The organism is Flavobacterium bomense (assembly GCF_003970355.1).
The window spans coordinates 273218-296548 of the sequence record NZ_RYDJ01000001.1 but is presented as its reverse complement, the minus strand read 5'-3'; the positions used below and the strand labels follow the sequence as shown (position 1 = coordinate 296548).

Genomic DNA, 23331 nt, shown 5'->3' with positions numbered 1-23331 from the left:
AAATGTAGATGCTGTACCAAAGATACAGCATCTAATTAATAATTAAAGGTCGGTATAATAGTGTTTAAAGTAGTAATCTACAATGCCATTTTTCTTCACATTATAATCCACACCACCATCACTGACTGTTTCACCAGTAGCGCCAAGACCTACAATAGTTGCTAAAACAATTCTACGTGAGATTTCTGCATTTGTCCTAAACTTTGCATTACCGACTGAAACATTAATTTTAGCTGAACCGCTTGCCTCGGCATTTGGTTTAATTTTACCATCTTCAAGTTTAAAACCTGACTTCATGGAAAGTTCAAAAGATGCTGTAGCCTTCAAGTTATGTATGGAAAAAATAGCGAAATCCTGTGTATTTTCGCTCATGTTCCAATCTTGGTCAAATTCAGCACCAAAATCAACCCAATTTTTATCTTTGACATGTTTTCTTTTACATCTGAATTCTTTTACAATATAATCTTTTGGAGAAGCTGTTATTGTGCCATCTGCGTTTTGTGTGACAGAACCATCAGTTGTGCCGCGGTAAAATCTCAACTTTTGATGTGTGCCACCAAACCCCATGTAACCAGTTCCATTTATTCTTATTCTTGGGATATAGGAACTGATACCATCTGTTTCGGGAATATTATTATGATTGGTATTTGTTGTCAGTAATGTTGTTGTTGGTATTGTATTGTTATTATTAGTAAATCCACTAGGATTGTAAACCATGAATTGATTCTCACTAGTTATCAGTTCATTATTTTGGTCTAAAGGTGTAGGTAACAGTTCTATAAAATTACAAGGTCTACCAGCAATATCACATGGATCTATAGGTACGATTACATAAACGGGATTGTTATCTAAAAAATTGTTATCAAGATTATTAATAATTTCATAATCACTGTAGCCTGTATTAAATTGAAATCCGATGTTTGTTTGCGAATTGTTTAGCGGATCGAATGAAACATAATATTCTTGTGCATTTTGATCATCATTTTCATATTCAGGATCAAATGGAAAAAAAATTTGTAATTCCTGTGAAACAAGAAGATTAGTTAATTCATCTGCAATAAACGCTGTAGATCTAAAATTGTTCTTAGAAGTTAAGTTTTTGTCCAAAATTTCTTTAATTGTTTTATAATCATTAGAATTATTTTCAAACTCTTTTCTTAAAGCATTTTTAAAAATATTTTGCTTTCTTAAATTATTTATTTGGTTTTTGAACGTAGCTTGTTCATTTTTTCTTAAACCTTCTTCTTGTTCAAGTAAGTATGCAAAAGATACAATATTTGCATCTTTGTCAACTTCTTTCATTTTGTTATTTAAAGCGTTTTTGACTTCAGAGTCAGTTAATAACTTGCCTAACAAAATAGCAGTTTCTTGTACTAACTTCTGTTTTGAATTTAAATTTGTTTTTTCTAGTGTTTCACTATTGTTTTCAGTAGAACAACTGATTACCAAGAGGCAGAAGGAAAGTAGGAATATACTTTTTCTCATTATAAATTTTGTTCTCATTTAAGATTGTTTTAATTGTTTTAAATTGATAAATTTTAGATAAGTAGCTACAATATCATTTTAGAAAAAAAACTTAATTCTAAATAACGTCTTACTAAGAACTTATTTGTTTTTCTTGACTCCAAAACTACCCTCATATATTTTAACATACAAACACTTGTTATCGGAATTCACGGAATTCCGTGTCTTAATTCCGTGAATATTTTTTTAAAATACCTGAACATCAATAATTTGAAAACATGATTTTTTCTATGAATTTAAGCTATAAGCTCTAATTTTAGGTGTTGCGCGATAAATGACACTTATTAAACTTCAAAATTTTCAATTAGATTTCTCAAAAATTTACCCTATCATCACTTTCAATCTCATTCCTTTTTCTCTAATTTTACATTTTTGAAAAGCAAATATGAAATTAGAAATTAGAGAACTGACCACTAAACAGGAAATGTTAGCTCAATATGAAGTTATGCTACATTTATATACGAATTTCACTTTAGACAAATACGATGCGTATCTCACAGAGATGATCCCACACAACTACAAGCAAATTGCCGTTTTTGAAGGTGATGTATGTGTTGGACTCTCTGGATTGTGGTCAGGAACTAAACTCTGGTCTGGCAAGTATTTAGAAATTGATAATTTTATTGTACACCCAGATCACCGCAAAAAAGGAATTGGCAAAATGTTGACGGATTATGTTGATGCTTTGGCAAAAAAAACGGGCTGTACGATGATCGTTTTAGATGCCTTTACCGGAAATTTCACCGCACATCGCTTTTATTACAACCAAGGTTACGTACCCAAAGGGTTTCACTTTCTTAAAATTTTAAACGAAGAAGGTCTAAGTTAAAGAGAAAATTATGAAAGGATATAAAATAATTTTTTTCTCTGTGATTACCGCTATCAGCCTTACTTTTTGTGCTATGAAACACGAACTTCAAACGGAATTCCCTCAAGAAATACAATCAGTATTCTACCAAAAAGTGAAAAAAGATACGGAAAGCAGCGTGATCAATTTTTATATCGAATTCAAAAAACCGCTTGCGGCAAACATCAAATTGGAGAAAATCTATTTTCACAATCAAGAATCTCTAGTTCAGGAAATTACACCAAAAGACTTTAAATCTTCATTTTTACAAAGCAATAAAAAAGAAGATTTGATTATGGATATAAATCCCACCAAAGAATATTGCAACAAAGCACCTATAATTTCAAAGACCAAATTCGATATCAAATCCACAGAAGCAGTATTAAAATACAAGCTAAAAAATAAAACGTATTATTTGAAAATCTCCAATGTCTTCGAAAAACCGCTCTAATTAAAATCTTCAAATCAAATATTTTCTAAGACAAAACAGCAGTAAAAACAAAAAGGTACTGAGGTCATTTAAACCAAAGAATTGGTTATTTTTGTCGATATCAATTTAAACAAATACGCCATTTTGGGATTATATAAAAATCTTTTTAAACAGACTGCGATTTACGGGTTAGCAACGGTTGTCCCGCGAATGTTCAGTTTTTTTTTGGTGCCCTTATATACGGATTTACTTCCAAAAGCAGCATACGGAAAACTTTCCATCATTTTTGCCGGCATGATTTTTTTTAATGTCATTCTTGCGTACGGAATGGAAACCGCTTTTTTTAGATTTTACAATAAAGAAACAGACAAGAAATCGGTAGTGGAAACCACATCCGTTTCGCTTTTTTGGACTTCCATTTCGTTTCTATTTATAGCATTATTATTCCGCAATAAATTAGCCGTTTGGGCCGGAATTGAAGCGCAATTTATTACGTATAACATCTGGATTTTAGTGCTCGACGCTTTGGTGATTGTTCCTTTTTCTAAATTAAGAGTCAATCAACAACCGATAAAATACGCCATAATCAAAATAGGAAATGTAGCTGTCAATTTATTTTTGAACCTTTTCTTTTTGAGTTATTTACCGGTGATTTCACAATCAAACCCGGATAGTTTTTTAGGTTCTTTTTACTTGGAAGATTTTCAGATAGGCTATATTTTTGTGTCTAATTTAATTGCCAGTCTACTGACCTTTATAGTGTTGTCACCCAATTACTTTATATTGAAATGGCATTTTGATTATTCGCTTTGGAAACGCATGATGCAATACGGTATGCCTGTTATGGTGGCCGGAATAGCATTTGCCATCAACGACCAATTTGACAAAATTTTATTGGGATACTTATTGCCTCCTGACATTGCTGATGCCGAAGTGGGAGTGTATAACGCCTGCTACAAACTCGGTTTGTTCATGGTCTTGTACCGAACTGCCTATACTTTGGGAATCGAACCCTTCTTTTTTAGCCATTCTAATAGTAAAGATGCGCCACAAACCTATGCTACAATTACCAAATATTTTGTCATTTTTGGGTCGTTTATATTACTGTCCGTCATCGTTTTTGCTGATCTGCTCAAAGTTATTATGATCCGAGATGATTCCTATTGGGAAGCCATGAAAGTAGTACCATTAATTATTTTGGCTAATTTTTTCCTAGGCATTTACACCAACCTTTCCGTTTGGTACAAACTCATTGACAAAACGCATATTGGTGCATACATTTCTATAGTGGGAGCCATCATTACCTTAGCATTAAACTTTCTTTTAATTCCTACAATGAGTTATTACGGTTCTGCAATTGCCACCATTGCGGCTTATGGGAGCATGATGACCATCTCTTATTATTTTGGAAACAAATATTACCCCATACCGTACGAAACCAATAAAATTGCCATGTATTTAGTGATTTCCATAGGTTTTTCAGCAGTTTCATTTTATGGCTTTAGAGAAAATTATTTAGTTGGAGTGCCGCTATTGTTAGCATTCCTATATTTTATTTACTACAACGAGAAAGAATTATTAATCAAAATGTTGAACCGAAAAAAGAATTAGAATCTAGTTTTTAGGAGCTATTTCCTGCTTTTTGCTGTATCTTTTCTTTTTTAAAGAAAAAAAGAAAAGGATGCCGCTTCAATCAGGGCTAAAAAATCGAAAACAATACAAAAGAACATATACGGACAAGTAGGGACAAGTCGCGACTTGTCCCTACAGCACATAAAAATAAAAAAAATGACAATAAACATCATCAACAAATCACAACATGCCTTACCAAACTATGAAACCATAGCCTCTGCCGGAATGGATTTACGTGCTAACTTAACAGCATCTATAACATTAAAACCATTAGATCGAGCCATCGTAAAAACAGGACTTTTCATAGAACTACCCATAGGTTACGAAGCGCAAGTAAGACCTCGAAGCGGTCTCGCTGCTAAAAACGGAATCACAGTATTGAACGCACCCGGAACAGTAGATGCCGATTATCGTGGTGAAATTGGAGTTATTTTAGTAAATTTATCCAATCAGGATTTTGTGATCCAAAACGGAGAACGCATAGCACAACTCATCATTGCAAAACACGAACGCGCAGAATGGACAGAAGTTCAGGAATTAACTGAAACCTCCAGAGGTGAAGGTGGTTTTGGTAGTACGGGAGTGAAATAGATTTAATAATTTAAAGATTGAAAAATTTAAAGATTTGCGATACTCTTTAAATTTTTCAATCGTTTAATCTTTCAATAAAAAAACATGAAAATAATTGTCCCAATGGCTGGTCGTGGTTCACGCCTTCGCCCGCATACATTAACCATTCCTAAACCATTAATTCCTATTGTAGGAAAACCAATTGTACACCGCCTAGTTGAGGATATTGCAGGCGTATTAAATCAAGCGATCGAAGAAGTAGCCTTTATTATTCATGAAAGTTTTGGCAAAAAAATAGAAGAGGAACTAATTGCTATTGCACAAAAATTAGGCGCCAAAGGCACTATTTATTACCAAAACGAAGCTTTAGGAACGGGTCACGCTATTATGTGTGCCAAAGATTCTTTGAGCGGACCTGCAGTTATTGCTTACGCAGATACGTTAATTCGTGCTGATTTCGATTTAGATGCAACTGCGGATAGCGTGATTTGGGTAAAACAAGTAGATCAGCCAGAAGCTTTTGGTGTTGTAAAACTGAATGAAGCAAATGAAATAGTAGAATTAGTAGAGAAACCGGTAACTTTTGTCTCAGATCTTGCCGTTATCGGAATTTACTATTTTAAAGATGTGGCCGTGCTGAAAAACGAATTACAATTAGTATTAGATAACAATATTATCCACGGTGGTGAATATCAAATAAATGATGGTATCAAACAAATGATGGCTAAAGGCATGAAATTTGTTCCCGGTAAAGTGGACGAATGGATGGATTGTGGCAACAAGAATGTAACCGTTGAAACCAATTCCAGAATGTTAGGATTCTTGCATAATGATGGCGAACATTTAGTGGATTTTGATGTCAAATTAGAGAATTCGACTATAATTCCGCCTTGTTATATCGGTAAAAATGTAATTTTGATTAACGCAACTGTTGGTCCTAATGTATCTTTAGGAGATGGATGCCATGTTTCAAACAGTACAATAAAAAACAGTTTGGTACAAACCCATTCTCATATCAAAAATGCGAATTTAGACAATGCAATGATTGGGAATCACGTTAGTTTCGACGGTAATTTTTCCAGTATTAGCATTGGGGATTATTCGGTATTGGAGTAAAAGGATTCAATTAATGCACTAAGCAATAAGAATAAAACAATGTTGCATTTTTTTACCATATAAGTCATGTAAGTTTAAGTTTCAATTGTGTTGGCCTTATGTAACTTAAACAATCATAAGGTCATTTAAGGTTTAATTCTTATATGACTTATATATCAAATAGTATTTCACTCATTTTTTAGTATGACATTAAATAGGTCCAACTACTTAAATGCTATAATCAAAAATAAAAATATTTAATTTTAAACATACGAGTCTTGCAAGGCTATGTGGCTTCGCTTAAATGAACTATTGGTTTTACTTGAATTAATTCAAAACTTATATGACTTATATGTTTAAACAAGTATGCGACGAAATGTTATTATTTGTAATGTTAAGTGGTATTATATAAAAAAGATTCAGGATTAAAAATACAGCATGAAAAAAAGCGCTTTCATAATTTTATTTCTCGTTTTGCAATGCAATTCGGCTTTGCTGTGGGCACAAACAGAACCTGAGGAAATAAAGCTCGATACGGATCAGTTTCAGGAACTTTTTTATGAATCGTTGTTGCAAAAAGGGATTGAGAACTATGATAAAGCAATTGTAGCTTTGGATAAAGCCAATAAAATTAAACCCAATGATGCCGCCGTATATTATGAGTTAGGGAAGAATTATTTAGCATTAAAAGAGTATAAAAGTGCTTATAATTACTTTGAAAACGCCACTAAAATTGATCCTAAAAACAAGTGGTTCTGGATAGGAATGTATGATGTGAGTTACGAAACTAAAAATTTTACTCAGGAAATTACCGTCATCAATAAGTTGATTGAATTTGATCCCAAGTACAAAGAAGATTTGACCTCACTTTATATGGGGACTAATCAGTATGAGAAAGCTTTGGCACTGATTCAGGAACTTAATGAAACCATCGGAAAAACAGATAGAAGGGAATTATACAAAAGCCAGATTCTGTCTGTAGGAAAATTTCAGAATATGGAGATTACCAATCTGGAAGATCTGATTGCTAAAAACCCACAGGATGAGTTCAATTATATCAGTTTAATTTTTTTGTATTCGAAAAATAATGAAGAGTCAAAAGCGTTTGAAACCGTCAAAAAACTCGAAAAAGCAATCCCAGATTCGGAGTGGGCACAAGTAAGTGTATTCAAAAATTACTTGGATGCTAATGACGCACCAAAAGCCATTAAAGCAATGAATATTGTTTTGGCCAGTGCCAAAATTGATTCGAAAATTAAACACCGAATTCTGAATGAGTTTCTGGTTTTTACCGATAAAAATCCGCAATATTCGGCTGATTTAGAGAAGGCTGTCGGCTATTTTGACAAGGATACTTCCGTTGATGTTGCCAAAGAAATTGGGAAGTTTTTCCATGCTAAAAAACAATGGAACAAAGCAATTATGTATTATGAAAAATCAGCAAATAAGGAATCTGATGATGCCGTCGGAACGAATTTACTTTTGCTTCAAGCGCATACGGAGATGAAACAATTTGATACAGTAGCTAGGAAAGCTTCGGCACTTATGGAGACTTTTCCAACGCAGCCTCAGTTTTATTATTATGCGGGTTTAGCCAACAATCAGCTGCAACAATTTAAAAAGGCGAAGGGTTTTTTAGAAATGGGCATGGATTATGTAGTGGAGAATAAAGAGTTGGAAATCAATTTCAATATTCAACTTGGAGAAGCGTATAATGGTTTGGGAGATTTCAAGAAAAAAGACTTGTTTTTCTCTAAAGCCAATCAATTATTAAAAGAAAAAAAATAATGAAAAAAATTTCAATAGTAGTTCTACTTACTGTTTTTATGATTTCTTGTAAATCTAAAGCCATTGTGGTTGCTGCCAGTAATGAGCCCGTTGCTGAAGCGGGGTATATGTCAGCCAAAAAAATAATAGAAAATCATTATAACAATAAAAATGAATTTTCTACATTATACATTAAGTCAAGCGCGCGTTATGCGGATGACAAGCAGACCCAAAACGTTACCGCAGAAATTAAAATCAAGAAAGACGAACAAATTTTAGTAAGCATTCGTTTTCTTGGAATTACAATGGCAAAAGCATTGATTACGCCTTCCACGGTGAGCTATTACGAAAAAATCAACGGAAACTATTTTGAAGGGGATTTCAGCAGTTTAAGCCAGTGGTTAGGAACGGATTTGGATTATAATAAAATCCAGAACATGTTATTAGGTCAGGCTATTGATGATTTGACTAAAGGAAAATATCTAGGAACATTATTGGAACAAACCTATCGATTAGATGATACATCGAACAAAAACACGAAAAAATCATTCTTTTTAGATGCCGATAAATTTTTAGTTCAAAAGCAAGAAATTACACAAACTGCCGAAGAGCGAACGATCAAAGTTACATACACAGACAACAAAGTATACAACGAGACAACATTGCCTACAAGTGTTTTAATTAATACGTTTCAGAAGAAAGGAACTACCGAAATCAGTTTAGATTACAATACGGTAACTTTCAATGAAGAACTTTCTTTTCCTTATAGTGTTCCAAATGGGTACAAAAGAATTATAATTAAGTAAATTAGCAAAAATATTTTTCCGATATGCCAAAATTTCTCCTAAGCCTAATTTTAATTTGTACCACTTCATTACTATGGAGTCAGGAATCCCAACAAGAAAAATTAGAAGAACGTAAAGCTCAAATTCAAAAAGAAATTCGAGAAAATGAAAGATTACTGCAGAATGTAAAGAAAAAAGAGAAATCCGCTCTCAATGTGGTGATTATTCAAAGTACTAAAATAAGGCTTAAAGAAAAATTAATAAATACCACTGAAAAGCAAACCAAGTTGCTTAACAACGATATGTATATTAATCAGGTTCAGATCAATAAATTAAAAAAAGAATTGGGGGAACTGAAGGAGGATTATGCCGAAATGATTTTAAAATCATATAAAAGCCGTTCGTCAGAAAGTAGAGCGATGTTTTTATTGTCTTCTGAAAACTTTTTACAGGCATACAAAAGAGCGCAGTACATGAAGCAGTACACCAGTTATAGAAAAGCACAGGGCGAGGAAATTAAATCTAAGTCGACCAAGTTATTGGACTATAATGATAAATTAAACATTCAAAAAAAGGAAAAACAAAAACTGATTGCCGAAAACGAAAAGGAACGATTGGCTCTGGAAAAGGAAAAGAAAGAACAGCAAAAGGTAGTAAATTTTATCAAAAAAGATAAAAATATGATTGCCAAAGAGCTTAAGAAAAGACAACAAGAGTACAAATCAATTGACAGACAAATCAATAAATTAATTCGGGAAGCCATTGCGGCAGCCAATAGGAAAGCCGCCTTAGAAAAAGCGAAAGCCAATCCAAGTGCTCCGGTTTCCAGAGGTGCAGTGTCATCCTCTAAAATTGAGTTAACTCCCGAAGCTAAAATAGTTGCTGATAATTTTAGAGCGAATAGAGGAAGATTGCCGTATCCTGTTGAAAAAGGATATATATCATTAGGATATGGAAACCAAACCCATCCTTTGTTCAATACAATTACGGTTCACAACAGCGGTGTAGAAATCACTACGGACAATGGCGCAAGTGCCAGAGCTGTTTTTGGAGGAGAAGTAACCAGTGTCATCGTTTTGTCACCAGTAAACAAAGCGGTAATGATACAGCACGGAGATTTCTTTACGGTCTATCAAAATTTAAGTTCAGTGTCAGTCAACAAAGGAGATAAAGTGAGTATAAAGCAAAGTCTTGGAAAAGTAAGAACGAATGGCGAGACCGGAAAAACGATAATTAAATTTTTAATCCTACAAAATACAACCTATAATAATCCTTCAAGCTGGTTGTCCCCAAGATAGAAAATAGTTGTCTGATAAAAAAAGCACTATCAATTCAATCGAATTGATAGTGCTTTTTTTAGTTAAGGAATTCTTTAGTATTAATGGATAAAAGGTCTGTTGACGAAACCTTTTTGACGGTTGTGCTCCATTGCTGTAGTGTTAGTATAGATAGCTGTTTGATTTTTGAATAAATTAACGAATTTAGAACCTTTTAATGGGTTATTCTGCTTTATTAAAAGAAGAATGTACAGCTTTCATTATTCCTTCAGTAGACCAGGTTCCGGAAACTATAATACGTCTGATAGTGTACAATGGATCTGCAGGATCTCTTTTGGTTGATAAAATATAAGCCATTTCATAACCACTTTTCTTAATTTCAGGAATAGCTGCAGTATTCCATAATCCAAACGGATAGGCAAAATCCGTCACCGGTTTTCCTATGATTTCTTCTAATTTTGCTTTTGGTTTTACCAATTGTAAATTCCAGTCGTCGCCCATATATTTTGTAACCATGTGGTGATCCCAAGTATGCGCGCCTACCACATGTCCGTCATCAGATAAGCTTTTAATTTGCTCTTTGCTCATATATCCGGGACGATTAATTGAGACAGTCATAATATAAAACACGCCTTTGAAACCCTGTTTTTTCATTTCGGCTGCGCCAATGCTAAATTGTTCTTCTCTGGTATCATCAAAAGTAATCATGATTGGTTTTTCCGGTAAGGGACCATCAAATACTAAATAATCATAGAGTTGTTGTGGCAAAACGGTTTTATATCCTGCATCGGCTAAGGCTTTCATTTGTGCTGCAAAAGCACCAGGTTTTACGGTGTACACTTTCATGTTTCCGCTCGCACTGGCACTAAAATCTCGGATATTATGATAACATAAAACGGGTACTTCTTTTTTTGAAAGAATAGTCGCAGCATCAGCCGCTACTTTTTTTGGTGCAATAATTTTTGCAGGAACAGTTATAAGCGGGATTTCCGGTATTATTTTACGAGGTTCTGATTGGCATCCAACTACTAAAAAAAGCCCAACAGAAAGGGAATAAAGAATATTCTTCATAAATCAATTGGTAAATTATTGGTACTGAATGTAAATTGGTTTTGGAGTAAATTTTACTAATTCCTCTGGGCTGTACATCTTCCAATCGTTTTTATTGTCATTTTTATAAAATAATTTAAAACCAGTGAATTGTACCGGTTCTCTATAAATATAACTCATATACGTGGACTTTTTTAGAATTTTACTTCCAAAACCATCCATGTCCATAACGATTTGAACTTCAGGAACGGTCTTGATTTCTTTATAGTTTTTTACCATGCCCTGAGTAAAACGGTGTATTACAAGCACTTTTGGAGTCAGTTTATTTTTGCGCACAATATTTGCCAATATGTCAATGGCATCGTTAATATCAGCGGCAGTAAAATGCCCGATTTTTGAACCTGGGCGCTCTCCATTTTTCATAGAAAACTCCGGATCAATTCCAAGGTGTACATTAGGCATTGAAAGGTATTGTTCCAGTTCTGCCACTTCTGCCTTAACGGTGCTGTGTCCCACCTGAATGTCTAGAAATACCAGCGCATTTATAGGTTTTGCCCAACTTATAATAGTGTCTATTTGCTTAAATGGCATACGCATGCGGTGCATATTATTTTTTCCCGGAGCGCCTTGAGCGGTAACGGCAATATAATGCAAAGCCGGAATTGCTTTTACAGTAGAATCCGCTGCTTGCCACTTGGCCACTTCACCTTGTAATTTTGCCAACATTTCTTTTCGGGGAATTTCACCTAATATTCCCATTCTGGTGGAATATAAGTTGCCGTAATAAGCAATGATTCTATTGTAGGGTAAGAGTGCGCCCGGTAAAGGATAAGGGGCTTTTACAGGCCATCTGCCCGTGGTGTCATTGTTGCTTAAGGCAATCATTCTGGAATTAAAATCAAGCGTGTCGATGGTAAGGGCTATTTTCTTTTCTATCGAATTTACTTTTACGGTGGCCGGTTTTTCTGTTTCACTTTCATTATCAGCGGCTTTATTCCGATTACAGGCTAGCGTACTTAACAATAATACGGGAAGTGTGATATATGCAATTGTTGATTTTTTCATAGGTAGCTACTACTTTTTATTTAAAATGAAGGTCCAAGTTTAAAGATAATTTAATTCTCGGATTAATCACAAAGATATGATTTTTAAAGAACGTCATTTTGGTTAAACTAGTGTTTTTAAAATGGTGCTTTTTATATAATTTCCGTTTAAACTAGACTTTTGTGTAATTTTACAATAATCTTTAATGGAATTCAAAACAATATGAAACAGAATATAGGTTGCAACTTATAATTGTGGGGAGCATTTTTATTTAATCCATATTTTATTTAAAAGGGTTTTTTGGAACAAAAAGAAAATGCTAACTTTATAAACGTTTTCATTCCCTTTAACACAACAAAAATTGTTCAAAAACAGCCTTTCCTTTCTTCTTTTTTTATGCAGTGTTTTCACTGTTTTTGGACAAATAAAAAAAGATACCATAGCCCTTTCAGAAATCACTTTGAAGGGTTCGCCAATCAAAAATGCACCTCAAAACACTGCTTCTTCCGTTTCAGTGATTACGACTGTCGACATCAATAAAAGTGATGGCATTATACTGACTCCTGTGCTAAACAAAATTCCCGGGGTTACCATGCAACAAGGTGCGTTGAACACCAACAGGATTACGATTCGTGGCATTGGCGCCAGATCTCAATACGGAACCAATAAAATAAAAGCCTATTTTGATGGTATACCATTGAGTTCCGGTGATGGTGAAACCACTATTGACGATATTGATTTAGCGTCAATCGAAAAAATAGAAATCATAAAAGGACCAAATTCTACGAGTTTTGGATCCGGTTTGGGTGGCGTGATTCAGTTGTTTTCAAGAGAAACTCCATTATTGGAATCGTTTGGAAAATCAACAGTTACTTTTGGGAGTTTTGGGTTGCTACAAAACCGACTCTCGGCAGGATACAGCGATTCCAAAACGAATGTATTTGCGAGTTTTACGGATTTACAAAGTGAGGGATTCAGGGAAAATAGTTCCTATGACAGAAAATCATTTAACCTGCATGCCAAACAAAAAATTAATTCAAAGGGTAGTTTTTCCTTTTTGGGAACATTCACCCGATTGAAAGCTTTTATTCCAAGTTCTATTAATGAGACGGATTTAAAAAATAATCCAGAGAAAGCAGCCGCTACATGGGCAGCCGCACAAGGTTTTGAGTCGTATGATAAATTCATGCTGGGTTTAGGATACGACCATCAATTTTCTGAAAAATGGTCGCTGCAAACCAGTATTTTTTCTAATTTTAAAGATGCTTACGAACCCAGACCTTTTGATATTTTGGACGAAAAAACAAGTTCGCTAGGCCTTCGTTCGAATGTGAATTACAAAGACCAATTGTTTTCTTTGCCCTTTGAACTGAGTTTTGGTACCGAATTATTAACGGAAAAATACGCGTATTCCCTTTTTAAAAATTTGTACAAATCGCAACCTGGTCAAGGTAGTTTAAAAGGCGACGAATTCAGCTCTGTCAAACAAAACCGGAATTACAGCAACTACTTTTTACAAATGGAATTTTGGATTTCAGAAAAACTGCATCTGGAAACCGGAGTAGCATTTAACACAACCAAATATTCGTTAAAAGATATTTTCGAAAATAATTCTGAGGCTCAAAAAATGCCCTTTACTTTTGGAAATGTGTGGTCACCAAGAATTGGTTTCTCGTATAAAGTAAGCAAAGGAAAAAATATATTTACATCGGTGAGTAAAGGATTTTCGGTGCCATCAGTTGCTGAAACATTGACTCCAGAAGGGCAAATAAACACCGATTTGAAACCAGAAGTGGGGTGGAATTATGAATTGGGTTTCAAAGGAAACTGGCTTGAAAATAAAATATACACCGAAGTAACGTTTTATAGCACACAAATTGAAAATTTATTAGTGGCACGACGCACCGCCAATGATCAATTTGTTGGGATTAATGCAGGAAGCAGTTCACATTCAGGATTAGAATTCTTGGTTAATTACAAACTTTTCGAACTTACCCAATTTCAAATGACTTCTTATTTTTCAGGTGCGGTGAATACCTTTAAATTCAAAGAATTCTTGGATGGTGATGCTGATTATTCGGGAAATCAATTGACGGGCGTTCCTGAAAAGCAATTTAATTTTGGAGTAGATTTAACCACAAAAAATGGATTTGGTGTCAACACTTCTTTCCGAACGATGAGTAAAATTCCGTTAAATGATTCCAATACAAAATACAGTGAGCGGTATTCGTTGCTTGATATTAAAACGACCTATGTTTTCACGATTCTTAAAATCCTGAAAACAGAGCTGAATGCTGGAATCAATAACGCTTTGGATACTAAATATGCGGCTAATATTTTGCCAAACGCAGTTGGTTTTGGCACTGCTGCGCCACGTTATTTTTATCCAGGAAATCCCGTCAATTTTTACGGTGGTTTTTCGGTAGCGTTTCTTTTTTAGATAGGAATCCTAAGCCGATATTTTATTTTTTAATGCCCGCGACTTCTTTCTCGGTAACGATTTTGGTTTGTTTATTACTCCAGGAAGTCATAATGTAATTCATCACATCAGCCACTTCCTGATCCGTAAGTCCCATGGCCGGCATGCTGCTATTGTACTTGATTTTATTGACAATAATTTCGCCACTTTGTCCAAATTTTACGGCAGCGATACTTTGATTTCTCTTAGTTTTCAACCAGTCCGAACCGTCTAGAGGCGGGAAGTTCTTACCATCTCCTTTTCCATTTGCGCCATGGCATTGCATGCAAAAATCTGCATAAATTTCTTTTCCGGGTGACTGAAGTTTTGCAGCAACTTCGGTTTCAGTATTCAAGTCAATATAGTTGTCTGCGGAAAATGGATTTGCAAAAGAGAAGCCTCCCAATACAAACACTCCAAATCCTAAAAATAATTTCGTTATCAACATCGTTTAATTTGGTATAATTTTAATAATTCCTTTTCCTTCCACGCCCATATAAATATAGCCATCCGGACCTTGTGCCACATTACGCACGCGACCAATTCCGGTTGCAATTTTTTGTCTGCCGATCACTTCATTTCCTTTTAACTTTAGCAATTCAAGATATTGGAATTTCAAAGAGCCCACCAATAAATGTCCTTTCCAGTCTGGATATTTGTCGCTGGTGACAAAGGTCATTCCGCTTGGAGCGATGGATGGCAACCAATAATAAATAGGTTTTTGAATACCTGGTTTTTCGTTTTCTTTACTAATGGTGGTTCCGTCATAATCGATACCATAAGTCACCACAGGCCATCCATAATTGATTCCTTTTTTTATGATATTGATTTCATCTCCACCTTGTGGGCCATGTTCATGTTCCCAAATGGCGCCTGTTACTGGGTTTTTGGCCATTCCTTGCGGATTCCGATTTCCATAAGTGTAAATTGCTTCTTTGGCTCCGGTTTGACCTACAAATGGATTGTCTTTAGGAATGCTTCCATCATCATTTAATCGGTATATTTTTCCGCCATCGCGTGTAATGTCTTGCGGATTTACAAAATGTTCGCCCCGCTCTCCGATGGAGAAATATAAATAACCATCGTCGTCAAATAGAATTCTGGAACCAAAATGTTGTCCTTTTGTAGTGTTTGGAGTGGCTTTGTAAAGTGATTCGATTTGTGTCAGCGCTCCGTCCAATAATTTGGCTCGAATGAGTTTTGTGTGACCGCCGGTACCTTCCCCTTCATCGGAAGCGAAGGTCATATAAATCCAACCATTTTTGGCATAATCAGGGTGTAAAGCGATGTCTAATAACCCGCCTTGTCCGCGTGCGTATACTTTTGGAACATTTTTGATTTCTGTTTTTGTTCCGTTTTTGACATGGTATAAAACACCACTTTTTTCGGTAACTAACATGCTGCCGTCTGGCAACCAAGTCATCCCCCACGGAACAACAATATCTGCAACCACGGTTTCAAGCGTATAGTTTTTTACCTCGTCTTTAATAGGAATGTCATCAGATTTTACCTGAGCGTTACAACTTAAAGAAAGAAAGGATATAATTGAAAGTGAAACTAATTTAATTTTTTTCATGAGTATCATTTTTGGTCTTTTTAAAAAAGAAATCTTTTAAAGATAGTAAAAGAGGATTTAAAAAGGCAAATAAGTATTTGATTTTGCTTAGAATTAACAAAAGGAAGCTATTGAATTCCTTTTTTAAAGCTATGATTTAAATTTAGAATTGGACAAAAACCCCATCTAAAAATCAGGTGGTTAAATTTAATCTTCTTGAAAAAAAATTATTTCTTAGCGCTGTATTTTGCAGTTCTGGCGTTGTTGATTACCCCTTTCCAGTTCAATCCAAAACCAAAATCATTCACATTACCAGATGCATCTGTGTATGGAATCATGTCAAGAGGAACGTCTTCTAATTGTTTTTCAACGGTTGTCATATTCAATGGCATTTACAAAGGCAATAATCCGGAAGGTTCTGTTTTACCCGAAACAATATCCAATAAAGCTTCCATTTGAACACCAAATTCTCCCACGATGGCATCTACTTCTTTTTTAAATTCCCCAAAAACCATTGGATTAGAAATATTCACAGATACTAATACCGGCTTTCCTTTCATGGCGCTTTTAGTTTCCGTAATGGTATTATCCTTTTTTAGGCGCTTTGTATAATGGAACGGCAGAGCAGGCTTCACCATACATGATACTTCGTGCAAAAGGGTACAAGTAATGCGCGGCCAATACATAAGCCCGCATCGGAACCGGTTTTCTGGAGCATCCTTTTATAATAATAGGCTTGTTTTCATACGCTGAGTAGTCAATTTTAGGCAGTAATTCTTCATACAAGGATGCGTCTAAATCTTCCAAGGTTCCATTGATAATTTTCTTTGCAAATGGCGCCAATTGAATGGCAACCAAAATCGAAGCCCAGGCAGGAACAATAGCATCAGTGCTGCAGTGAATTGCCACATAGTGATCTTGATATTGTGACCAATCGTGATTTTTCAGTTCCTCTCTAAAGTCTTTTTCTTTCAATAAAAATCCTTCTAAAAGCCATTTTGAAATATCGATTTGCGTACGAATCCCTTTTGGATAATAGTCTTCAAGATCGAAAACTTCCAAAACACTATTCGCAACTTTATTTATTATTTCCATTTTAAAAATCATAAAGTCGAATATCGAAAGCCATAAGGTCAATTACTTAGAGACTTTATGACTTTCGACATTAGGACTAATTTAAAGCATTCCCAATTCTAATTTAGCTTCTTCGCTCATTAAATCTTTGCTCCAAGGCGGATCAAAAGTAATTTCTACTTCAGCGTCTTTTACATGTTCGATCGATTTCACTTTTTCTTCCACTTCTCTTGGTAAGCTTTCTGCAACGGGGCAGTTGGGCGAAGTAAGGGTCATCAGGATTTTTACTTCATAATCCGTATTGACCATCACGTCATAAATTAATCCTAATTCGTAAATGTCTACAGGAATCTCCGGATCGTAAATAGTCTTTAATATTTTTACGATCGATTCTCCTAATTCAGTTGTGTCTATTTCTTGTTCCATTATTTGAGTGTTTTAACCATATAAGACATTGAAGGTCATTTAAGGTTTTTGTTTTGAATATTATATTTGTACTTTTTTTTATTATTTAGCTTGATTAAATCATATTTAAAGTCTGCTATGTTTGTTTTTTATTCTTCCAGATATCTATATCTTTCGTTGACATATGTTTTTTGTCCTTCTTTAAAAATATGTGTTACATTGAAATTTATCATTAATCCTATAGGAATTTCTAAAAGGTTCATATAGGTTAAAATTTGGGCTTCATGTATTGGTAAAACTTTTTCTATTGCTTTTAGTTCAACAACCAAACTTTTTTCAACCAATAAGTCACATCTTAATCCTGTTTCAAGTTCTAAACCTTTATAATAAACAGGAATTGTAAGTTCAGTTTGAAATTCAAAACCTCTTATTGTCAATTCTTTTTTTAAACAAGTATGATAAACACTTTCTAAAAGACCGGGACCAAGATGTTTATGTACTTCTATGGCACAACCATTAACCTGATAAATTAAATCTTTTAAATATGTTTTGGTCATAAATTTCCATTTTTTATTCTGACTTATATGACCTTAAATGTCTTATATGGTTAAACGAATTAGTTCGCAATTAATTCTGTGCGTTGAACGCCAAAGCATACATTTTTATATTTTTTATCATAGATACCAATCCGTTGGCTCGAGTTGGCGACAAGTGTTCTTTCAAACCTATTTCGTCAATAAAATGTAGATCTGCTTCAAGAATATCAGATGCTTTTTGATTGGAAAAAGTACGAATTAATATCGCAATAATTCCTTTTGTCAAAATGGCATCACTGTCAGCAGTGAAAATAATTTTATCATCCGTTTGTTCTCCTTGCAACCACACTTTGGACTGGCAGCCTTTGATAATGTTGTTCTCTGTCTTGAATTCTTCTTTGATTAAAGGAAGCTTTCTTCCTAATTCGATGATGTATTCATAACGCTCCATCCAGTCGTCAAACATGGAGAACTCCGCTACAATTTCTTCTTGTATTTCTTTAATTTTCATACTATGCTGAATTTATTTCAGTATTATTCTTTAGCTAATGAAGTTATCGTATTCACAAACTTCTTAATTTCTTTTGGTGGAAAACCGTGATCAAAACTAGTGGTTTCATAGGCTTTCTCCTTAAGGGTAATTTTCAGTTTGGCTATAGCGGCACCGTCATGAAAACGTTTTTCGCTGGGCGCTTTGAGCTTAGACAAACTATCCAATTTCACTGTTTTAAAACAATCCACTAATTCTTTCCAGTCGGCATCCGATACTTTTTTGGGTATTGGTTTGTCATTTCCATCTCTGTCTTTTGAAACTGTCAGTATCTGATTTTTCACCGTTATTTTTTGATAAAAACCTCTGGTGTTGGCCGTGTATTCAATAACAGTAGTTTCCATATCTTGTGCTTTGGCACTATTGCAACCGTTGCCCATAAAAATAGTCAGGAATATAATAGATAGTATTTTCATATGAAGATAATATTTGTTTTTTATAGGAATATGGTATCGCCAGATCTTCATTGGTGTTTGATACAGCTTCTGTCATGGCGATTTCATATGAAGATAATTTTAAATTTTAGGACAGCATGACTTTTGCTTTTTTAATAGCTTCAACCATAACATCAATTTCTTCAATGGTATTATAAAAAGCAAATGATGCTCGTATCGTACCTGGAATCTTAAAGAAATCCATGATGGGTTGCGCACAATGATGGCCTGTTCGTACGGCTATTCCTAGCTTGTCAATTATAGTGCCAATATCGTACGGATGAATGCCTTCAATATTAAAGGATATTACGGAAGTCTTTGCTGCTGCGGTGCCAAAAATTTTCAACCCTTCAATTTCCAATAACCGTTTGGTTCCATATTCCAATAATTCTAATTCCTGTTGTTGAATGTTGTCAAAACCCACTTCGTTCATATAATCAACCGCAGTTCCCAGAACAATTCCTCCGGCAATATTTGGTGTTCCGGCCTCAAATTTATGGGGCAATTCCGCATAAGTAGTTTTTTCGAAAGTTACTTCTTTGATCATTTCGCCTCCGCCTTGATATGGGGGTAATTTATTCAACCACGCTTCTTTTCCGTATAAAATTCCGACGCCAGTTGGACCACATATTTTATGTCCTGAAAAAACATAAAAATCACAATTTAATTCTTGTACATCTGGTTTCAGGTGTGGAACGGCTTGTGCGCCATCAATCAAAATTGCGGCTCCTGCCTCATGTGCTTTGTCAATCATGTATTTGATAGGATTGACAGTTCCAAGAGCATTCGAAATATGATTTACTGTTACAATCTTCGTTTTGTCCGAAAGTAATTTGTCATATTCGGACATGATCAGTTCGCCATCCAGATTCATTGGAATGACCCGCAAAATTGCTCCGGTTTTCTCACACAACATTTGCCAAGGCACAATATTGCTGTGGTGTTCCATTGCCGAAACTAAAATTTCATCACCGGGTTTCAAAATCGAAGCAAATCCATTGGCCACTAAATTAATTCCATGAGTAGTCCCCGAAGTAAAAAGCACTTCATGGGGAAATTTTGCATTGATGTGATTTTGTAATTTACCGCGTGAAATTTCATATGCATCGGTGGCCAGTTGGCTCAGCGTATGAACACCACGATGAATATTAGCATTGATTTCCTGGTAGTATTTAGAGATCGCATCAATCACAACTTGTGGCTTTTGCGAAGTGGCTCCGTTGTCAAAATAAACCAATGCTTTCCCGTTTACTTTCTGAGAAAGAATAGGGAAGTCGGCTCTAATTTTATTTACATCTAACATTTTATCTGCTTGTTTTTATTGTTTTTATTGGTAAGATAGAACGCCAATAGTCAACAATTTTTTCGACAATCCAATTTAGTATTGGTCTTTTCTTATTTAGAATTTTTCTACATACAAAAGTAGTGAAATTGGAATTAATTTATAGCAAACACTTGTTAATAATACCTCATTTTCTCAATCCGATACTGTTCCAATAATGTGGTTCTTTTTTATTAAATTGCTTCAAATTAAGCCTCTATGAAAAAAGTATTCAAGTTCGTTGGTTTTGTCTCTTTTATCGGAATCTTTTATGTTGGTTTAATAACCTATCCAAAATTGGATTTAATTTCTGGCTTTTCAGCCAAAAGTATAGCCTCGGGACATTTTATTGATAATCGTTCGCAGAAAATGATAGAAAAAGGCGACAATGACATCGATATGATTGACTTAGCCAAAAACAAAATAGAAGCTACCGGAAAATTTGCGATTGCTTCGGTTTATGGTTTGAAAGAACGAAAAGCGATTTATCGTGAAGGCTTGGGGGCCACTTTAATCAACGATGATTTTGATGTTTCAAAGCCGTATTTGGTTCCTAAAAGAACGAGATTGAATATTAATATGCCTTTTCCATACGGGAATAACGAGCCAAAAGACACTGTTTTTTCAGATGTTGATTACACTAAATTGAATGCAGCTGTTGCCAATGCTTTTGATGAAAAAGAGGCAATCAAAAAAAGAACCCGCTCCCTTTTAGTGATTTATAAAGATAAAATTATTGCCGAAAAATACGATAGCGGTTTTGATAAAAACAGTAAAATATTGGGTTGGTCGATGACAAAAAGTATTACCAGCGCCATGTTTGGAATTTTGGAAATACAAGGCAAATACGATATTTACAAACCTGCTCCAATTCCAGAATGGAAAAATGACGATCGAAAAAGTATTACTACCAATGATTTATTACACATGAATTCCGGTTTAGAATGGGAGGAGCAATACGATAAAATTTCTGATGCCACCAAAATGCTTTTCCAAGCCGAAGACATGACCCTTGTACAACGGAAAAAATCAATGGTATTCCGGACGAATACGCATTGGAATTATTCTTCGGGGACCACGAATTTGCTTTCGGGAATTTTACGGAAGCAGTTCAAAACGCATCAGGAATATTTAGATTTCTGGTACAGTGCCTTGATAGATAAAATAGGAATGTACTCGATGGTAATCGAAACGGATATGGCAGGAAATTATGTGGGTTCATCTTACGGTTGGGCTACCACACGTGATTGGTCTAAATTTGGGTTGTTGTATTTGCATAAAGGCAACTGGAATGGTGAACAAATTTTCAACGAAAGTTGGGCAAAATACACCGCAACTCCTACAAACACTTCGAATGGAAGATATGGTGGACACTTTTGGCTCAATGCCGGCGGACACTTCCCTGATGTTCCCAGAGATATGTATTACTGCAGCGGTTTTCAAGGTCAGATGGTAGCGATTATTCCATCACTGGATTTAGTGATTGTACGAATGGGTTTGAAGGAAAATCCTAATTTTGATTTTAATGGAATGTTGCGTGGGATTGTGGAGAGTGTGAAAAAATGATTGGATAAAAAACCCTGTTAGAGTTTTAAACTCTGACAGGGTTACTATTATAACTTCTTTTTAGTGTTGATTACAAATCGAATCCCATTTTTACACCTAATTTAGTTGCAATAATCGTAGTAATTCGTTTTTTGAGTTCCGGTATTTTAATGCTTTCAATAACTGCATTGGAGAAGGCATACATTAATAACGCTTTGGCTTCTTTTTTAGGAATTCCACGCGCTTGCATGTAGAACATTGCGGTTTCGTCCAATTGTCCAATAGTACAACCATGAGAACATTTTACATCATCAGCAAAAATTTCTAGTTGCGGTTTGGCGTTGATTGTTGCTTTATCACTCAATAGTATATTATTGCTTTTCTGAAAGGCATTGGTTTTCTGGGCTTCTCTTTCTACAAAAATCTTTCCGTTGAAAACGCCTGTCGAGCGATCAGAATAGATTCCTTTATAATCTTGATGACTTTCGCAATTAGGAGTAGAGTGCTGCACTAGAGTGTAATGATCTACGTGTTGTTTCTCCCCAATTATTGTTATTCCGTTAAGATAACTTACGATTCTTTCTCCAAAATGATAAAAGTTCAAGTTGTTTCTGGTGAGGTTTCCGCCAAAACAAAACGTATTAACGGATACACTGCTTTCTTGTTTTTGAGAAACGTAGGTATTGTCAATGAGATTGGCTTCAAGCGTATCGTTTTGAATTTTATAATAATCAACGATGGCGCGTTTTTGAGCAAAAATCTCAGTCACAGAATTCGTTAATACGGGATTTTCGGTTAAGCTTTGATGCCGTTCAATAATTTGTACATGGGAATTCTCCCCTACAATAATCAAATTTCTAGGTTGAACCATTAGTGCTGCTTCATTCCCTGTAGAGAAATACATGATTTCAATAGGCTTGTCAGCTACTTTACTTTTTGGGATATTGATATACGCTCCTTCATTGGCGAAAGCCGTATTCAATGATGTTAGACTTTCCTCTTTGCTGGCAATTTGATTAAAATAAGTATCAATAACCATTTTGTATTTTGGTTTGGTCAATGCCGATGACATTAAGCAAACATCAATTCCTTCGTGTGTGGTTGACGATAAATTAGAACTGAAAACACCGTCGATAAATACTACTTTGTAGGTGTCTATTTCGTGTAAGAAATATTTTTTTACATGGTTGAATTCAACGGCATTTTCTTGTTTTGAAAAAACGGTAAAGTCATTTTTCAGGATGGCGTTTAGCGATGTGTATTTCCAAGACTCCTCTTTTTTTGTTGGGAAACCTTTATTTTCAAAGTTTTTTATGGCAGCAGTTCTCACATCATGAAGTTCAGAATGTACATCAATGCGTTCTTCGAAAGCCATAAAAGACGATAGTAATTTTTCTTTTAATTCCATTTTTATTTAAGTCTTAAAGTCGAA

At 34.9% G+C, this 23331-nt stretch carries 24 protein-coding genes; 10 read left to right on the top strand and 14 right to left on the bottom strand.

Features of this window, described 5'->3' with window-relative positions:
* Positions 1–42: 42 nt before the first annotated feature.
* The gene (locus EKL98_RS01290) at positions 43–1503 is read right to left on the bottom strand and encodes a hypothetical protein (RefSeq protein ID WP_126552891.1); all 1461 of its coding nucleotides are present in this window, start codon (positions 1501–1503) and stop codon (positions 43–45) included.
* A 406-nt stretch (positions 1504–1909) separates the two neighbouring features.
* Between EKL98_RS01290 and EKL98_RS01285 the strand changes: the two genes are divergently transcribed.
* The 8 genes from EKL98_RS01285 to EKL98_RS01250 all read left to right on the top strand — a co-directional run bounded on the left by EKL98_RS01285 (position 1910) and on the right by EKL98_RS01250 (position 9948).
* Positions 1910–2353 carry a GNAT family N-acetyltransferase gene (locus tag EKL98_RS01285; protein WP_126457805.1) on the top strand — a complete coding sequence of 148 codons (444 nt, stop codon included), beginning with the start codon at positions 1910–1912 and terminating at the stop codon, positions 2351–2353.
* Positions 2354–2363: 10 nt separating this feature from the next.
* Positions 2364–2822 carry a hypothetical protein gene (locus EKL98_RS01280; protein WP_126457807.1) on the top strand — a complete coding sequence of 153 codons (459 nt, stop codon included), beginning with the start codon at positions 2364–2366 and terminating at the stop codon, positions 2820–2822.
* 123 nt (positions 2823–2945) lie between these two features.
* Positions 2946–4412 (top strand): lipopolysaccharide biosynthesis protein, encoded by a 1467-nt coding sequence (locus tag EKL98_RS01275; RefSeq protein WP_126561491.1) that lies wholly within the window; start codon positions 2946–2948, stop codon positions 4410–4412.
* 177 nt (positions 4413–4589) lie between these two features.
* Entirely contained in the window at positions 4590–5024 is a 435-nt protein-coding gene (gene dut / locus EKL98_RS01270) for a dUTP diphosphatase (RefSeq protein WP_126457809.1), read from the top strand.
* An 84-nt stretch (positions 5025–5108) separates the two neighbouring features.
* Positions 5109–6119: a sugar phosphate nucleotidyltransferase gene (locus tag EKL98_RS01265; protein WP_126561346.1), complete on the top strand. Its 1011-nt coding sequence runs from the start codon at positions 5109–5111 to the stop codon at positions 6117–6119.
* A 417-nt stretch (positions 6120–6536) separates the two neighbouring features.
* Positions 6537–7886, top strand: a complete 1350-nt coding sequence (locus EKL98_RS01260) for a tetratricopeptide repeat protein (protein ID WP_126561345.1) — start codon at positions 6537–6539, stop codon at positions 7884–7886.
* Positions 7886–8671, top strand: coding sequence for a DUF4292 domain-containing protein (locus EKL98_RS01255; RefSeq protein WP_126561344.1), 786 nt, complete (start codon positions 7886–7888; stop codon positions 8669–8671). The genes EKL98_RS01260 and EKL98_RS01255 overlap by 1 nt, the downstream gene beginning before the upstream one ends.
* 23 nt (positions 8672–8694) lie before the next feature.
* A complete protein-coding gene (locus EKL98_RS01250; protein WP_126455028.1) occupies positions 8695–9948 on the top strand; it encodes a murein hydrolase activator EnvC family protein in 1254 nt (417 codons plus the stop codon).
* 201 nt (positions 9949–10149) lie between these two features.
* Here the strand turns inward: EKL98_RS01250 and EKL98_RS01245 are convergent, their stop codons facing one another.
* A complete protein-coding gene (locus EKL98_RS01245) occupies positions 10150–10998 on the bottom strand; it encodes a polysaccharide deacetylase family protein (RefSeq protein WP_126561343.1) in 849 nt (282 codons plus the stop codon).
* 15 nt (positions 10999–11013) lie between these two features.
* Positions 11014–12042, bottom strand: coding sequence for a hypothetical protein (locus tag EKL98_RS01240; RefSeq protein ID WP_126561342.1), 1029 nt, complete (start codon positions 12040–12042; stop codon positions 11014–11016).
* A gap of 340 nt (positions 12043–12382) precedes the next feature.
* On the opposite strand from EKL98_RS01240, the gene EKL98_RS01235 reads away from it, so the two are divergent.
* The gene (locus EKL98_RS01235) at positions 12383–14461 is read left to right on the top strand and encodes a TonB-dependent receptor family protein (RefSeq protein WP_126561341.1); all 2079 of its coding nucleotides are present in this window, start codon (positions 12383–12385) and stop codon (positions 14459–14461) included.
* 22 nt (positions 14462–14483) lie between these two features.
* Here EKL98_RS01235 and EKL98_RS01230 read toward each other — a convergent pair whose 3' ends face one another.
* The 10 genes from EKL98_RS01230 to EKL98_RS01195 all read right to left on the bottom strand — a co-directional run bounded on the left by EKL98_RS01230 (position 14484) and on the right by EKL98_RS01195 (position 20336).
* Positions 14484–14927, bottom strand: a complete 444-nt coding sequence (locus EKL98_RS01230) for a c-type cytochrome (RefSeq protein ID WP_126561340.1) — start codon at positions 14925–14927, stop codon at positions 14484–14486.
* 3 nt (positions 14928–14930) lie between these two features.
* Complete coding sequence (locus EKL98_RS01225; protein ID WP_126561339.1) at positions 14931–16055, bottom strand: PQQ-dependent sugar dehydrogenase; 1125 nt, start codon at positions 16053–16055, stop codon at positions 14931–14933.
* Between the two features lie 206 nt (positions 16056–16261).
* Entirely contained in the window at positions 16262–16414 is a 153-nt protein-coding gene (locus EKL98_RS17545) for a hypothetical protein (RefSeq protein ID WP_158614837.1), read from the bottom strand.
* 12 nt (positions 16415–16426) lie between these two features.
* Positions 16427–16594 carry a glycoside hydrolase family 3 protein gene (locus EKL98_RS17540; protein ID WP_156063277.1) on the bottom strand — a complete coding sequence of 56 codons (168 nt, stop codon included), beginning with the start codon at positions 16592–16594 and terminating at the stop codon, positions 16427–16429.
* A 25-nt stretch (positions 16595–16619) separates the two neighbouring features.
* Positions 16620–17129, bottom strand: a complete 510-nt coding sequence (locus EKL98_RS01220) for a DUF2480 family protein (RefSeq protein WP_126552907.1) — start codon at positions 17127–17129, stop codon at positions 16620–16622.
* 81 nt (positions 17130–17210) lie between these two features.
* Positions 17211–17534: an SUF system Fe-S cluster assembly protein gene (locus tag EKL98_RS01215; RefSeq protein WP_066075681.1), complete on the bottom strand. Its 324-nt coding sequence runs from the start codon at positions 17532–17534 to the stop codon at positions 17211–17213.
* Between the two features lie 128 nt (positions 17535–17662).
* Positions 17663–18070: a GxxExxY protein gene (locus EKL98_RS01210; RefSeq protein WP_126457831.1), complete on the bottom strand. Its 408-nt coding sequence runs from the start codon at positions 18068–18070 to the stop codon at positions 17663–17665.
* Positions 18071–18140: 70 nt separating this feature from the next.
* Positions 18141–18560 carry a SufE family protein gene (locus tag EKL98_RS01205; RefSeq protein ID WP_126457833.1) on the bottom strand — a complete coding sequence of 140 codons (420 nt, stop codon included), beginning with the start codon at positions 18558–18560 and terminating at the stop codon, positions 18141–18143.
* A 23-nt stretch (positions 18561–18583) separates the two neighbouring features.
* The gene (locus EKL98_RS01200) at positions 18584–19015 is read right to left on the bottom strand and encodes a hypothetical protein (RefSeq protein ID WP_126457835.1); all 432 of its coding nucleotides are present in this window, start codon (positions 19013–19015) and stop codon (positions 18584–18586) included.
* A gap of 106 nt (positions 19016–19121) precedes the next feature.
* Complete coding sequence (locus tag EKL98_RS01195; protein ID WP_126561338.1) at positions 19122–20336, bottom strand: aminotransferase class V-fold PLP-dependent enzyme; 1215 nt, start codon at positions 20334–20336, stop codon at positions 19122–19124.
* A 237-nt stretch (positions 20337–20573) separates the two neighbouring features.
* Here EKL98_RS01195 and EKL98_RS01190 point away from each other — a divergent pair, with 237 nt between their 5' ends.
* Positions 20574–21920, top strand: coding sequence for a serine hydrolase domain-containing protein (locus EKL98_RS01190; RefSeq protein WP_126561337.1), 1347 nt, complete (start codon positions 20574–20576; stop codon positions 21918–21920).
* A gap of 70 nt (positions 21921–21990) precedes the next feature.
* Here EKL98_RS01190 and sufD read toward each other — a convergent pair whose 3' ends face one another.
* Positions 21991–23307 (bottom strand): Fe-S cluster assembly protein SufD, encoded by a 1317-nt coding sequence (gene sufD, locus EKL98_RS01185; protein ID WP_126552917.1) that lies wholly within the window; start codon positions 23305–23307, stop codon positions 21991–21993.
* Between the last annotated feature and the right edge of the window lie 24 nt (positions 23308–23331).